Here is a 13,806-nt window from a genome sequence, read left to right on the forward strand (position 1 = left end):
AGGCAGAGAACGCCATGTCACGCATCATGATGGTCAACCCCAATTCATCGCAGGCCTGTTCCGATGGAAGCTCGACAGCGCTAGAGCCGCTGCGGTTCCCCGGTAGTCCGGCGCTGGACGTGGTGACGCTACAGGAAGGCCCACCGGTCGCCGTCGTTACCTGATACGACTGGTATCGAGTCGTCGAACCGATATGCCGCCTCGTCGAGCGTACTGAGGCCGCTGCCTATGTCTTTGCCTGCGCCCCGGACCCCGGCATCTAGGTATACCTACCGCCACCGAGAAACCCGTCTTCAGCACCTTCCGCTGCGCTGTCGCCTCCGCCATCGTTCACACCGAGCGCTTCGGGGTCATCGCAATGGTGGACTCGTCGATCGCGCGGCACTGGCAGGCGTTGCGGGCCGTAGGCCTAGAAGGACGCTGGCGGCCGGGTTCCGTTGAACCTGCCGATGGAGACGCTCCTCGACCCCGACGCCGCGCGCTGATCGCGGCGGGGCGGGAGTTGAAGGCGCGCCGCGCGGAACGTCTGATCCTGGGATGCACAGGCATGGCCCACTACCTGGCCATTGTGCGTCAGGAGCTCGGGGTTTTGGCGATCAAACCAACCCTTGCCACCGGTAGCGTCGCTGTTGGGGTAGTCATCAACGGCAGGTCGCAGGATGAAGCAGCGGCTCAGGTCACCGCTTCAGCGCCTACCCGACGCTCGAATCGCCTACGCTCGTGCGGATCGAGGTACCGCTTGCGCAGCCGCACAGCCGTCGGGGTTACCTCCACCAGTTCGTCATCCTCGACATAGGCGATCGCCTGTTCCAACGACATCTTGCGTGGCGGGATCAGCAGCATCGCATCGTCCTTGCCAGCAGCACGGATGTTGGTCAGCTTCTTTTCCTTGATCGGGTTCACTTCCAGATCCGACTCCCGCGAATGCTCGCCCAGGATCATACCCTGATAGACCTTTTCGCCGGGGCTGACGAACATCGTGCCACGCTCCTGAATATAATATAGTGCGTAATGCACTGTCTCGCCCGGCTCGGTGGAGATTAAGGAGCCGTTGCGCCGCCCTTCGATCGCGCCTTTCCAGGGGCCATAACCGGCGAACAGCCGATTCATGATCCCGGTGCCGCGCGTGTCAGTTAGGAATTCGCCATGGTACCCGATCAGGCCCCGCGACGGGATCATGAAGGTCAACCGCACCTTGCCGCCGCCTGACGGACGCATGTCCTGCATTTCGCCCTTGCGGCGGCTGAGCTTTTCAACCACTACGCCAGAATAAGGCTCGTCGACGTCGATCAACACCTCTTCCATCGGCTCTTCGCGCTCGTTCGTTGTCTCGTTCCGGCGTGTCAGCACGCGGGGGCGGCCGATCGACAGCTCGAACCCTTCGCGGCGCATCGTCTCGATCAGCACGCCGAGTTGAAGTTCGCCGCGGCCGGCGACCTCGAAGGCATCAGTTTCGTTGGAATCGGAGACGCGGATCGCTATATTACCCTCAGCCTCCCGGAATAGGCGCTCTCGGATCTGGCGGGAGGTGACCTTCTTACCTTCGCGGCCGGCGAGGGGCGAATCGTTGACCCGGAAGGTCATCGCCAACGTCGGCGGATCGACCGGGATGGCAGTCAGAGGGGCGGTGAGTTCCGGCGCGCCGATCGTGTCCGGTATGGTGCCGTCCGATAAGCCGGCGACGGCGATAATGTCACCGGCTACGACTTCTTCGACCGGCACACGCTCCAACCCACGGAACGACAGTAGCTTGGTTAGGCGGCCAGTTTCAACTGGCGTACCATCGGTGCGAATCACCTTTACCGGCATGTTGAGCCGCGCCACGCCCTGTTCAACGCGTCCAGTCAGGACACGACCCAGGAAATTATCATATTCCAGTATACTAGCGACCATCGCAAACGGTGCGTCAGCCTTCACGTTTGGGGCAGGCACGTGCTTCAGGATCAGGTCGAACAGCGGCGATAGATCCTTGCGAGGCCCGTCTAGCGAGTCGTCTGCCCAGCCGTTGCGACCCGAAGCGAACAGCATCGGGAAATCGAGCTGCGAGTCGTCCGCGCCCAACGCCGCGAATAGATCGAAGACTTCCTCATGCACCTCGTTCGGACGGGCATCCTGACGGTCGACCTTGTTGACCACGACGATTGGACGCAGCCCGCGCGCTAAGGCCTTGCCGACCACGAACTTGGTCTGCGGCAACGGTCCCTCGGCGGCATCGACCAGCACGATCGCGCCGTCCACCATGTTCAGGATACGCTCCACCTCGCCGCCGAAATCGGCGTGGCCAGGGGTATCGACGATGTTGATACGGGTGTCGTCCCACACGACCGAAGTGCATTTGGCTAGGATCGTGATCCCACGCTCCTTTTCCAGGTCGTTGCGGTCCAACGCACGTTCGGCCACCTGCTGGTGTTCCCGGAATGCGCCGGATTGCGACAACAACTTGTCCACGAGTGTGGTTTTGCCGTGGTCGACATGGGCAATGATGGCGACGTTGCGAATCTGCATGACAGCCTAATGTTGAGCGATCGAGCGATGATGCGGCGCACACATAGGCGGGAGACGTCCGGACTGCGAGGGAAAATGTGCTTCAGACGCACGGTTCTGCCATGCTTTGCCAAAGATTCACGGCTTTTCCTAGGCCAATCCGACCCGCTCAACCTATTTGGGCAGTGGGATGAACTCGGTTTCGTCTACGACCTGGCCGAACCGGTTAGCTTTCCAGTCCGCCTTAGCCGCCTCGATCCGGTCCAGCCGTGATGACACAAAATTCCACCAGATATGCCGCGGCCCCTCCAACGGATCGCCGCCCAGGACGATTAGATGGCTGCGGGCCAGCGCACGGACGGTGATCCGGTCGTCTGGCCGGAACAGCAACAGGCGGGCGGGATCGAAAACGTCGCCCGCGATGTCGATGCGCCCATCCAGCACGTAGATGGCCCGTTCGGCGACCTCATGCGGCAGCGGGATCGATTGGCCAGTCTCAAGCCTAATATCGAGGTATAGGGTCTCCGACTGCGCCTGCACCGGGGAGCGGGCGCCAAACGCCACGCCGACCAGGACGCGCGCCTCCACGCCGACATCGGTTACCGTCGGCAGCGTGTCGGCCGGATAGTGGATGAAGGCGGGGTCGGCCTCCTCCTTGTCCAACGGCAGTGCGACCCAGTTCTGCAACGCCAGCATTCGCCGTTCGATGTTCCGAGTGTCGGCCTCGCTGCGTTCCGAATGCGCGATGCCTTTGCCTGCGGTCATCCAGTTGATAGCGCCCGGCAGGATTGGCTGACGGGATCCGAGCGTGTCGCGATGGAAGATCGCGCCCTCCAGCATATTAGGTAACGGTGGCCAGTCCGATATGCGGGTGCGGCCGGACATCCAACCCCTTGCCTGGCGCGAGAACGGCGGGACCCATCTGATCGAGAAAGATGAACGGTCCCACCATCCGTCGCCGTGCCGATGGTAGTGCCCGGCGTACCTGGAAGCCACCCAGGTCTTTGACGGCAGGCTCGACGACGAGGTCGACATAGGCGGATGGATGCGATCCGCCATCGGGATAGACGTCAGAGAGGATACTCATGCGCTGCTCCAATGCCGGGCACACTATACAGCAGGTTCAGGCCGAGCGGATAATCCCCCGGCAGGAGCGGGAGTTCGGATCGATCACGTCCGCAGATGCGCGCGGCCAATCCCGTCGAATCAGGCGAAAGCACTTCATGAGGGTGAGAGGGTCCGTGCTCCTGTTTCGGCGCCTATGCGCTTTTGCCGACCGCGGAGCGCTGGGGCTAGCCTCCCTACGCCCCCCACACCCTCGGCGTCACAGCGCCGATTTGTCCGGTGATTCGTTGATACGCCTCCGGCCGGCGGTGTCTCTCAAACGCGAAGATCGTCGTGCGACCAAGCTCGCACATGCTTAGATTGCACTCTGCGGTGATCAGTTCGTCCTCCCAGCTTGCCGCCATCGCGATGATCTCCCCCTGCGGGTTGACGATGATGGAATGACCGAACAACTCGTTGCCGTCTTCTTTGCCAGCCTTCGCCGCCGCCACCGCGAAGGTCGCGTTCTGATAGCACCCCGCCTGAATCGAAAGATGCGAGTGGAAGACGCGCAGGTGATGCGCCTCGAACCCCGTCGCCTCCATGTTCAGGCTCGGCGTGTTGTAGCCCAGCGCGACAAGCTCGACAGATTGCAGCCCCAGGACGCGCCAGGCCTCGGGCCAGCGGCGATCGTTGCAGATCATCATACCCACGTTAACCCCATCCAGCCCACCCATCGGCGCGCGGATCACCGGGAAGCCGAGATTGCCAACCTCGAAGTAGCGCTTCTCCAGGTGCTGGACCTTCCGGCCTGGCGCGTATTCGGCATGGCCGGGCAGATGAACTTTCCGATACCTGAGGACGATGTCGCCTGATGGTCCGACCAGAATTGCGGTGTTGAACCGGCGTTTGCGAACCCGGCCCGTCTCGTCGGCTTCGTGCGTGATCTCGGCGTAGCCTAGATGGAAGCCGATACCGTAACGCTTCGCCGCGTCGAACAGTGGCGCGGTTTCGTTCGAGGGCATCTCCGTCTCGAACCAGATATCCGCTTCGGTGATGTCGTCATGGTAGTGACGGGGGAAGAACGTGGTCAGGGCCAACTCGGGGAACACCACGAACTCGACCCCGCGTCGATGTGCTCGCTCGATCAGCCGCACCATGCGGTCCACCGCAACCGATCGAGGCTCCGCCTTCTGGATCGGCCCGAGTTGGGCGGCGGCGACGGTGATGATGCGGGTCATTCGGATGCTCCTGAAGCTGTGGGGTCACAGCATCGCATAGTCGCCTGCGCGATTCACCCCGTGACGACGCATGGATGCCGGTGCCGCGCCGGCCGCCGGCTCCGGGCGCATTCCCAAGCTGTCGATTTCATTTGAAAGTAGGAAGAGGCATGCCCCGGGGCGGCCCATTTGACGATCCACCACCTGGATAGCGGCCATGGCGTCCTCTCCATGGTTCCCTCCTCGTGACGATTTCGCTATGCAGCACAAGCATCGCACGATTGCGAGCTGCCACAAAAAGTGGGTCCTAGGTTCGAGATGCTGCGCATGTGCTTGCCGTTCTGTCCGCACGACCTTACGAAGCTGCGCCAGAGCCGGGGCGCGCGGCTGTACCTGATTGGAGGGAATCCCAATGATTCTACACGACGTCAAAGTCAGTCCGTCGAAGGCAAACTTGAAACGAGAGGACCAACTTGCCTGGAAGATCGCCGGTGTCGCGGCCGACAAAGTCGCGGTCCCCAGGGACGTGCAAGCGATGATCATCAATCGCGTCATCGACAACGCCTCGGTGGCGATCGCGGCGATCAACCGCCGACCGGTGACCTCGGCGCGCGACATGGCCCTGGCGCGCCCGCACAAGGGCGGCGCGACTGTGTTCGGCGCGCCGCCCAGCAAGCGCGTTACGCCGGAATGGGCCGCCTGGGCGAACGGGACGGCGGTGCGAGAACTGGACATGCACGACACGTTCCTCGCCGCCGACTACTCGCATCCCGGCGACAACATTCCACCGATCCTCGCGGTCGCGCAGACGACCGGGAAGTCTGGACGCGATCTGATCCGCGGCCTGGCGACGGGCTATGAGATCCAGATCAACCTGGTGCGCGCGATCTGCCTGCACCAGTGGAAGATCGACCATATCGCGCATCTATGCCCCGCACAGGCCGCCGGCATCGGCACACTGCTGGGGCTGAAGCAGGACGTCATCTATCAGGCAGTGCAGCAGGCGGTACACGTCAGCTTCACCACCCGCCAGTCGCGCAAGGGCGAGATCAGCTCCTGGAAAGCCTATGCGCCGGCGCATAGCGGCAAGCTCGCGGTTGAAGCGGTCGATCGCGTCATGCGCGGCGAAGGTGCGCCGAGCCCGATCTATGAAGGTGAGGACAGCGTGATCGCGTGGATGCTGCATGGCGGTCCAGAGGGCCACTACCAGGTGCCGCTGCCCGCACCCGGCGAAGCAAAGCGGGCGATCATGGACAGCTACACCAAGGAACACAGTGCCGAATACCAGTCGCAGGCACTGATCGACCTGGCGTTCAAGATGCGTGAAAAGATCGACGACTTCGATGCGATCGAGAAAATCGTGATTCACACCAGCCATCACACGCACTACGTGATCGGCACGGGCGCCAATGATCCGCAGAAGATGGACCCGAAGGCTAGCCGCGAAACGCTGGACCACTCGATCATGTACATCTTCGCCGTCGCGCTGCAGGATGGCACCTGGCATCACGTCGACAGCTACACACCGAAGCGCGCCGCGCGCGCGGACACTGTACGGCTGTGGCACAAGATCGAAACAGTAGAAGACCCCGAGTGGACGCGCCGCTATCGCGCAACTGACCCGAACGAACTGTCCTTCGGCGGGCACGTCGAGATCTTCCTGCGTGACGGCACCAAGCTGGAGGATGAACTCGCCGTCGCCAATGCCCACCCGCTGGGGGCGAGGCCGTTCGGACGGGACGATTACATTCGGAAGTTCCAAATTCTGACCGACGGCATCATCAGCGCGCGCGAATCGAACCGTTTCCTGGAAGCAGCACAGAATTTGGCGAAGCTGCCGGCAGGCGAGTTACACCAGCTCAACGTGACATTGCCGAACGGCACGCTGGAAGTCGGGAAGCCAGGTATTCTTTAAGGAGAATCCGATCATGAGCGAGAGCACGACCCTACCCAACCGCGCCAAAAAGGGCGTAGGCCTTTCGGGAGTCACCGCCGGCAACACCGCGCTTTGCACGGTCGGCCGCTCCGGCAACGATCTTCACTATCGTGGCTACGACATCCTCGATGTCGCCGATACCTGTGAGTTCGAGGAAATTGCGTATCTGCTGGTCCATGGCACGTTACCGACCCGCGCAGAGCTAAACGGCTATAAAGCGAAGCTGAAGGCGCTGCGGGGCCTCCCGGCTTCCGTGAAGGCAGCGCTGGAGGCCTTGCCGGCCGCCTCGCATCCGATGGATGTGATGCGCACCGGCGTTTCCGCGCTGGGCTGTGTGCTACCCGAGAAGGAGGACCAGAATCCGCCTGGCGCCAGGGACATCGCCGATAGGTTGATGGCTTGCCTCGGCTCCATGCTACTCTACTGGTTCCACTACGCGCATAATGGCAAGCGGATCGACGTAGAGACCGATGACGACTCCATCGGCGGCCACTTCCTGCATCTGCTGCAGGGCAAACCGCCATCCGAGATGTTCGTGCGCGCCATGCACACCTCCTTGATCCTCTATGCAGAGCATGAATTCAACGCGTCCACTTTCACCTGCCGCGTCGTTGCGGGTACCGGGGCGGACATGTATTCCGCGCTGACCGCCGGCATTGGCGCCCTGCGCGGGCCGAAGCACGGCGGCGCCAATGAGGTTTCATTCGAAATCCAGAATCGCTACGCCTCGCCTGACGAGGCGGAGGCCGATATCCGCCGCCGTGTCGACGCCAGGCAGGTCGTCATCGGCTTTGGCCATGCCGTCTATACGATCGCCGACCCTCGCAACAAGGTAATCAAGGAAGTTGCCCGGCGTCTCTCGCAGCATGCAGGTTCGATGAAGCTGTTCGACATTGCTGACCGGATCGAGGCGACGATGTGGGACGCAAAGAAGATGTTTGCTAACCTCGATTGGTTCAGCGCCATCAGCTACCACATGATGGGTGTTCCGACGTCGATGTTCACGCCGCTGTTTGTGATTGCTCGGACCAGTGGCTGGGCGGCACATGTCATGGAACAGCGCGTCGACAACAAGCTGATCCGGCCAACGGCGAACTATACGGGGCCTGAGAACCTGAAATTCGTGCCGATCGAACAGCGGGGATAAAATCAGGCAAATTTCGGTTTCGACCGGCTGGATCCAGAAGACGAGAAGCCCTCTCCGGCTAGTCGGTTGGAGGGCTTTCTCATTTCTGCCAGGCCGCGCTGAGTGGTTCCAAACCATTCAGTTGTGCAGGGCAGATGTCACTATCAGATCACGTAGAGGTAAATTTTTTGAAAAAAAATTGGTCGGGTTGGTTGCTTTTCGTTGACATGAATCCTTCCGAAGCGGAATAGCGCATACTGTGTTCGCGAATCGATTCGCTGTTTGGGTTTGGCATCGATGCGCGGGGACGTTTAACAGAGGACGGTCAGAGGACCGCGACCTTGGATAGCCGAAGACGAATCGATTCAGCGCCAAGACCCGGGCAGCGATCCCGCGCCGACGAGCCGAGGAGAGGTGATCGCTCGTTCCCTCCTGCGTTCGGCTCTCGATACCGATATCGAAATGACCGACAGATGGTCTGTCTCGTTATTCCGGCTTCGTCCAAAGCGCATGACAACCAGGCTAAGACTGACAAGGAGTTCTACAAGTGAGCACAGACGATTCCGTGATGGAGCCCTCGCGCTCCGCAATACCGATGGCGATGAAGGCCGCGGTCAAGAAGGCGCCAGCTAAGAAGGTTGCCGCGAAAAAAGCGGCGCCGAAGAAAGCCCCTGTTAAAGCGGTGGCGAAGAAGAGCCCCGCGAAAAAGGCAGCTCCTAAAAAAGCGGCTTCAAAGAAGGCAGCTCCCAAGAAGGCAATGCCGAAGAAGGCGGCTCCCAAGAAGGCTGCCGCCAAGAAGGCGGCCGTAAAGAAAGCCGCACCGAAGAAGGTGGCAACCAAGAAGGCAGCTCCCAAGAAGGCGATGCCGAAGAAGGCAGCTCCCAAGAAGGCGCCGTCGAAAAAGAGCGCGCCGCGCAAGGCGAAAGTCTCGACCGCACCGGTCATGAGCGAAGCGCCACCCATGGGCGGTGAAGAGTAGTTCTGTCCGGTACGACCGTGTCAGGGCCCGGAAGGGTTCAGGCACGGTCCGCGAAAGCCGCAACCTTCTCTAGGTCGCAAGGCCAGGTATCTGACTTCGCGTTCCGCTCGCGTCGCAGTCGACCCTGTGTCGGCCATCCACGGTTATTGAGCGGTCAACATCACCGGAGGCCTGGACGGCCGGGCAACGCCCGGCCACGATCAGGTAAGGATTAAAGGCTACACCGGCTCGGCGCAAGTTGATCAAGCCACGCGGGCCAGACCGTAGGAAAAGACGCTTCCACCGTTCAAGGTCAGTTCAGCCGCATATCGATCAAGTGTTTCGGATCGGGCTTCAGCTCGCCCTTCTCTACCCGCTTGACGATATCCGTCAGCGCCGCGTTTACCGGTGTCGGAAGACCGATCTCCTCGCCCTTGCGCACGATCAGGCCATTAAGGAACTCGATCTCCGTGCGGCGACCTTTGACCATATCCTGACCCATCGATGGCCGGTGCTCACCCCCACCGGCCCTGTTGACCTCGGCCAGCCGGTGCTCGTCATAGTCCCGGCAAGCTGCCAAATCGCCCTCACCGGCCTTGGCGATCACCTCGGGGTCGAGGTGATGAATCTCCTCGAGTTCATAGCCTAGTGCCTGGCCTACGCGTATCGCTTCCGAACCCAGGCGCGCACCGAAGCGGCGCAGCGTGTCGTTGCGCAGGATATCCTTGCTGATCAGCCCGGTGCAGGCGGACATACCGTTTGCCATCGCGTTGGTCACCAGCTTCGACCAGCGCTCGCCCCAAAGATTAGAGGTCACCAGCGCGGTATCCGCCAGCGACACCAAACGGCGAATCTCCTCCACCCGTTCGGTGATACGACCGTGGACCTCGCCCGTCCGAAATACCGTATGCTTGTCACCGCTCTTACCGGCCGCGCGGCGAACATGGCCAGGCTCGCACAGATCGACGGTGATGGAGCTGGCGATGCAGCCGACCACTTTGCCCCAACCAACCACGCCAGCAATCGTCTCTTCGTTCATGCAGTTCTGCAATGAGACCACGAACCCGTTCGGAGCGAGGTATTGGGAGATCATGGCCGTCGCCCACTCGGTGTCATAGGACTTCATGCAGACGAATGCGACGTCGAACGGCTTTTCCTTGGCCACTGACTGCAGCTCCGTCAGGTGTAGCGCCCGTACCGGCGTCGACCATTCCGGCACATCGCGGATATGGGAGACCTTCAGGCCCTTGGCTTTCATCGTCTCCACATTCTCCGGCCACGGATCGACGAAGGTGACGTCCTCACCGGCGTGCACCATGTGCGCGCCGGCATAGGCGCCCACTGCACCGGTGCCCATGACTGCGATCTTATAACCCATCGTCGGTTTCCCCCATTGCTGTCGCAGCCAGAATGCGCCGGTGCGTGGGAAACGCAACCTTGAGGCATCGACGTCGCAAGCGCATTCAGGCACGATCGCAACATGTTCTTCGATCCCAAGCTATGGCGCTTGACGGTGGAATACCGCGGCCGCGTCCTGCTGTCCGCATTCCTTGGACTTCTGGCCCTCGCGGCGGGGATCGCGCGCTTTGCTTTCCTCGGTCGTTTCCTAGCCGGTGTGTTCCAGCAGCAGCTGACCTTCATGCCCCTAATCGCCGCCGCCGCCGCAATCCTGCTGCGGATGATCCTGGATCATGAACGGACGATGATCGCACATCGCACTGCCACCATGGTTCAGGAGACCCTGCGTGGCCGGCTATTTGATAAGATCATCGCGCTGGGTCCAGCCTGGTTCGGCGCCGAACGCACCGGCGGTGTCATGCTGTCAATGGTGGACGGTGTCGAGCAGCTGCAATCCTTCTTCGGTCAGTATCTGCCGCAGGTCACCATCGCCGCCTGCGCGCCGATCGCCATCTTCATCTTCATCGCGTTCTGGGATGTCCCTGTCGCCCTGGTCATGCTGGCCGCGGCGTTGTTCACGCTGTTCCTGCCGAGCCTCGTGCACGAACGGACCGGCGAGGCATCACGCGCGCGCCAGTCTGCGTTCAAGTCCTTTGGCGCCGAGTTTCTCGACGCAGTGCAGGGTCTGCCTACCTTAAAAGCTTTCGGCCAGAGCGCCGCCTATGGCTGCGTGCTTGCTGATAAGGCCCGCGCGCTGTCGGACGGCACGTTCTGGGTGCTGGCGCTCAACGTCATGACGCGCGGCTTCACGGACCTGGGCACCGCGCTGGGATCGGCGGCGGCCTTGGCGCTTGGCGCCTGGCGTGTCCGCCACGGCGATATGAGTTTGGAGGCCCTGCTGATCGTGCTAATGGCCGGCACCGAGATTTTCCGCCCGTTGCGGGACCTGCGCGCCGTGCTGCATCAGGGCTTACACGGCCAGGCTGCCGCCGCCGGCATCAACGCGCTGTTGGACGTGCCGATCCCGCACGAGACCGGAGCGTCGGTTGCCGGATTGAAGCCCGAGATCGAGTTCGACTCCGTCACCTTCGCCTATCCCGGCGGTCGCCGCCCCGCGCATACTGGCCTGTCCTTCCGTATCGCGGCCGGTGAACGCGTTGGCATCGTCGGCCCCAGCGGATCAGGTAAGTCGACCATCATTCGTCTACTCGCACGGTTGCATCAGCCGCAATCCGGCGTAATCCGCATCGGCGGCCTCGACCTGAGGAGACTCGATCCTGTCCGAGTGCGCAGGATGATCGCCGTGGTGGCGCAGGACGCCTATCTGTTCCACGGCACCGTCGCTGAGAACCTACGTCTCGGTCGGCCCGACGCGACGCAGGCGCAGTTGGTCGAGGCCGCCAGAGCTGCCAATGCCCATGGTTTTATCGCCTCCCTGCCACAGGGCTACGACACGGTGATCGGGGAGCGTGGCACCCAACTCTCCGGCGGCCAGCGGCAGCGCTTGGCGATCGCTCGAGCATTGCTGCGCGACGCTCCGATCCTGATCCTGGATGAGGCGCTGTCGTCAGTGGACACCGAAAACGAGGCGATTATCCAGCAGGCGCTCGACCGCTTGATGGTCGGCCGAACGACGCTGATCCTGGCGCACCGGCTGTCGAGTGTGATCGGTGCGGATCGCATCCTGGTGCTGAAAGATGGACAGGTGGCGCAGGCGGGCATCCATCGCGACCTGATCGCCGAACCTGGTCCGTATCGCGACCTGATGGCGCCGCAGCTAACCGAGGCCGCCTCGGCCGCCCCCAACGCGGTGATCGAAGATGTGCCGACATCCGATGCGACAGCCACGGGCACGGTCATCACTGGTCTATCAGAGGAAGCGGCCAACATCACCTGGCCGCAAACGATCCGAACGCTACTGCGCTTCGTGCAGCCATATCGCGGGCAGATGGGGATCACCTTAGCCACCGGCATCGGCCGGGTGGCGGCGTTCATCGGCGTCAGCGTCCTCGGCGCACTGATCCTGGCTGCCGTGCGGCATGGTGACGCAACCGGGTTGCTGGTCACTGCCCTACTAATCTGCGCGCCCATGGCCGGTCTGCTGCACTGGCTGGAGTCATGGATAGCCCACGCCATGGCCTATGCGCTATTGGCCGAGATGCGGATCGACCTGTACCGCAAGCTCGATGCCCTGGCCCCGGCTTATTTGCTGCGCCGCCGCTCCGGTGACCTAGTCGCGCTGGCGACGCAGGACGTCGAGACGGTGGAGTATTTCTTCGCCCACACCATCACGCCGGCCATCGTCGCGGTACTGGTACCGGCGGCAGTGATAATCTCGCTGGCGTGGTTCGCTTGGCCGCTGGCGATCGCGCTGGCGCCGTTCCTAACCTATGCCGGGCTGTCCCCCGTCCTGGGCCGCAGGCGCATCGACGCCATGGGTTCGGCGGCGCGTAGCGCACTGGGCGCAATCGGCGCCTATGCTACCGAGACCATCCAGGGCCTGTCCGAACTGGTGATGTTCGACGCCGCCGCACACCGCCGCGCAGCATTTATGACCGCCGTCCGGGACTACCAAGCACTACGGCTGAAACTGCTTGCCGACCTCTCTTTCCAGGCCGGTGCACTGGAGGTCGCGACTGGCCTGGGTGGATTGGCGGTCGCCGCCGTCGGCGCGCTGCTGATCCCTAGCGGCGGACTGGAAGCAACGCGACTGCCGTTGATGGTCCTGATCTCGGTCGCAGCGTTTCTTCCGGTCTCCGAGATCGCGCAGGTTGGGCGACAGCTTGCCGATACGATCGCCTCGACGCGCCGGCTTCATGTAGTCCATTCCGAACAGGTGACGATCTCTGACGGGCCATTGGAGCCTCGGGCAGTTGTGGGCGGATCGTCCGTTGCCTTCAAGCACGTCGATTTCACCTACCCCGGCCGCTTGGTGCCAGCGCTACGGACGGTGTCGTTTTCGATCCCCGCCGGGGCGACAGTGGCGCTGGTCGGGCCGTCGGGTGCGGGCAAGAGCACCTTGGCCAACCTGATCCTGCGCTTCTGGGACCCGACGAACGGGACAATCCGCCTGGATGGGATCGACCTGCGGGAACTGACGCTGGACGGTCTCCGTGGGCGGATCGCCCTGGTCGCGCAGGATACCTACCTGTTCAACAACACTCTGGAAGCCAACGTTCGCCTCGCCCGTCCCGACGCGACTCCGGTCGAAATCCGACAAGCGCTGGACCGAGCGGCATTAACTGATTTTGTGGCTGGGTTGCCGGAAGGGTTAGGAACGCTGGTGGGGGAGCGCGGGGTCGCACTGTCCGGCGGTCAGCGACAGCGCATTGCCATCGCTCGGGCCTTCCTGAAGGACGCGCCGTTGCTGATCCTGGACGAGGCGACGTCACACCTGGATACGGTGAACGAGGCAGCGATTCGGCGGGCCCTGGACGACCTGATGGTGGATCGGACCACAATCATCGTGGCCCATCGTCTGTCGACCATACGCACTGCGGATATGATCCTGGTGATGCAGGCAGGTTCGCTCGTTGAGTCCGGGACACACGAGGCTTTACTGGCGCGGCGTGGGTTGTACGCTCGGCTGGTTGAACATCAAATGGCCAGCGTCGCAGCGTGATCGGCAATGGATCTGGCG

Annotated in this window: 11 protein-coding genes and 1 pseudogene; 6 read left to right on the forward strand and 6 right to left on the reverse strand. The window is 62.3% G+C overall.

The genetic code is table 11. From position 1 onward, the window contains the following. Window positions 1-14 precede the first annotated feature (14 nt). Entirely contained in the window at window positions 15-164 is a 150-nt protein-coding gene (locus VHB27_RS23325; RefSeq protein ID WP_325605134.1) for a hypothetical protein, read from the forward strand. A 101-nt stretch (window positions 165-265) separates the two neighbouring features. Beyond that, window positions 266-604 (forward strand): annotated as a pseudogene (locus VHB27_RS24830) (aspartate/glutamate racemase family protein); the annotation flags it as partial. A 68-nt stretch (window positions 605-672) separates the two neighbouring features. Here the strand turns inward: VHB27_RS24830 and typA are convergent. The 5 genes from typA to VHB27_RS23350 all read right to left on the reverse strand — a co-directional run bounded on the left by typA (window position 673) and on the right by VHB27_RS23350 (window position 4,967). Then, complete coding sequence (gene typA, locus VHB27_RS23330; protein WP_325605136.1) at window positions 673-2,505, reverse strand: translational GTPase TypA; 1,833 nt, start codon at window positions 2,503-2,505, stop codon at window positions 673-675. A 153-nt stretch (window positions 2,506-2,658) separates the two neighbouring features. After that, window positions 2,659-3,369 carry a pirin family protein gene (locus VHB27_RS23335; protein WP_325605138.1) on the reverse strand — a complete coding sequence of 237 codons (711 nt, stop codon included), beginning with the start codon at window positions 3,367-3,369 and terminating at the stop codon, window positions 2,659-2,661. After that, on the reverse strand, window positions 3,326-3,571 hold the full coding sequence (locus VHB27_RS23340; protein WP_325605140.1) for a pirin family protein: 246 nt from the start codon (window positions 3,569-3,571) through the stop codon (window positions 3,326-3,328). Before VHB27_RS23340 ends, VHB27_RS23335 begins: the two co-directional genes overlap by 44 nt. Before the next feature lie 214 nt (window positions 3,572-3,785). Next, window positions 3,786-4,769: an N-carbamoyl-D-amino-acid hydrolase gene (locus VHB27_RS23345; protein ID WP_325605142.1), complete on the reverse strand. Its 984-nt coding sequence runs from the start codon at window positions 4,767-4,769 to the stop codon at window positions 3,786-3,788. A 24-nt stretch (window positions 4,770-4,793) separates the two neighbouring features. Further along, window positions 4,794-4,967 (reverse strand): hypothetical protein, encoded by a 174-nt coding sequence (locus VHB27_RS23350; RefSeq protein WP_325605144.1) that lies wholly within the window; start codon window positions 4,965-4,967, stop codon window positions 4,794-4,796. Window positions 4,968-5,160: 193 nt separating this feature from the next. Between VHB27_RS23350 and VHB27_RS23355 the strand changes: the two genes are divergently transcribed. From VHB27_RS23355 to VHB27_RS23365, 3 genes are all read left to right on the forward strand, one after another. Then, window positions 5,161-6,663 carry an MmgE/PrpD family protein gene (locus tag VHB27_RS23355; protein WP_325605146.1) on the forward strand — a complete coding sequence of 501 codons (1,503 nt, stop codon included), beginning with the start codon at window positions 5,161-5,163 and terminating at the stop codon, window positions 6,661-6,663. 13 nt (window positions 6,664-6,676) lie between these two features. Then, window positions 6,677-7,831: a bifunctional 2-methylcitrate synthase/citrate synthase gene (gene prpC, locus VHB27_RS23360; RefSeq protein ID WP_325605148.1), complete on the forward strand. Its 1,155-nt coding sequence runs from the start codon at window positions 6,677-6,679 to the stop codon at window positions 7,829-7,831. A gap of 526 nt (window positions 7,832-8,357) precedes the next feature. Continuing rightward, entirely contained in the window at window positions 8,358-8,789 is a 432-nt protein-coding gene (locus VHB27_RS23365; RefSeq protein WP_325605150.1) for a histone H1-like repetitive region-containing protein, read from the forward strand. Between the two features lie 292 nt (window positions 8,790-9,081). On the opposite strand, the gene VHB27_RS23370 is transcribed toward VHB27_RS23365, so the two are convergent. Further along, window positions 9,082-10,146: a ketopantoate reductase family protein gene (locus VHB27_RS23370; RefSeq protein ID WP_325605152.1), complete on the reverse strand. Its 1,065-nt coding sequence runs from the start codon at window positions 10,144-10,146 to the stop codon at window positions 9,082-9,084. Window positions 10,147-10,248: 102 nt separating this feature from the next. On the opposite strand from VHB27_RS23370, the gene VHB27_RS23375 reads away from it, so the two are divergent. After that, on the forward strand, window positions 10,249-13,788 hold the full coding sequence (locus VHB27_RS23375; protein WP_325605155.1) for an ABC transporter ATP-binding protein: 3,540 nt from the start codon (window positions 10,249-10,251) through the stop codon (window positions 13,786-13,788). Window positions 13,789-13,806 lie beyond the last annotated feature (18 nt).

Source organism: Rhodopila sp. (assembly GCF_035548235.1).
Taxonomy (GTDB): domain Bacteria; phylum Pseudomonadota; class Alphaproteobacteria; order Acetobacterales; family Acetobacteraceae; genus Rhodopila.